Genomic DNA, 1,102 nt, shown 5'->3' on the forward strand with positions numbered 1-1,102 from the left:
ACTTAGCGTAAGCGAAGGTGCGAATCGAAGCCCCAGTAAACGGCGGCCGTAACTATAACGGTCCTAAGGTAGCGAAATTCCTTGTCAGGTAAGTTCTGACCCGCACGAAAGGCGCAACGATTTGGGCACTGTCTCAACGAGAGGCTCGGTGAAATCATAGTACCTGTGAAGATGCAGGTTACCCGCGACAGGACGGAAAGACCCCGTGGAGCTTTACTGTAACCTGATATTGAATCTGGGCTTCACCTGTACAGGATAGGTGGGAGCCGATGAAGCATCGATGCCAATCGATGCGGAGGCAGTGGTGGGATACCACCCTGGTGATGTTGAGATTCTAACCCGCGCCCGTGACCCGGGCGGGAGACAGTGTCAGGTGGACAGTTTGACTGGGGCGGTCGCCTCCCAAAGTGTAACGGAGGCGCTCAAAGGTACCCTCAGAATGGTTGGAAATCATTCGCAGAGTGCAAAGGCAGAAGGGTGCTTGACTGCGAGACAGACAGGTCGAGCAGGGTCGAAAGACGGACTTAGTGATCCGGTGGTTCCGCATGGAAGGGCCATCGCTCAACGGATAAAAGCTACCCCGGGGATAACAGGCTTATCTCCCCCAAGAGTTCACATCGACGGGGAGGTTTGGCACCTCGATGTCGGCTCATCGCATCCTGGGGCTGTAGTCGGTCCCAAGGGTTGGGCTGTTCGCCCATTAAAGCGGTACGCGAGCTGGGTTCAGAACGTCGTGAGACAGTTCGGTCCCTATCCGTCGCGGGCGCAGGAAATTTGAGAGGCGCTGTCCTTAGTACGAGAGGACCGGGATGGACATACCGCTGGTGTATCAGTTGTCGTGCCAACGGCATCGCTGGGTAGCCACGTATGGCCGGGATAAGTGCTGAAAGCATCTAAGCACGAAGCCCCCCTCAAGATGAGATTTCCCCAATAGATCCCTCAGAGATGATGAGGTGGATAGGTTCGGCGTGTAAGTGTGGCGACACATTGAGCGGACGAATACTAATCGATCGACGACTTATTCAACGAATTGATGACGACCGTGGTCGGCGGACTGCGCAGGAATTGCTTCTATCCGGTTTTGAATGCACAGGCATTCACA

1 rRNA gene is annotated in these 1,102 nt (G+C 55.0%); it reads left to right on the top strand.

Annotated features, from left to right (window positions below):
• Positions 1 to 1,026: ribosomal RNA gene (locus G343_RS0100005) — 23S ribosomal RNA — on the top strand; the annotation flags it as partial.
• Positions 1,027 to 1,102: the final 76 nt, after the last annotated feature.

This window comes from Salinicoccus albus DSM 19776 (genome assembly GCF_000385175.1).
GTDB lineage: Bacteria > Bacillota > Bacilli > Staphylococcales > Salinicoccaceae > Salinicoccus > Salinicoccus albus.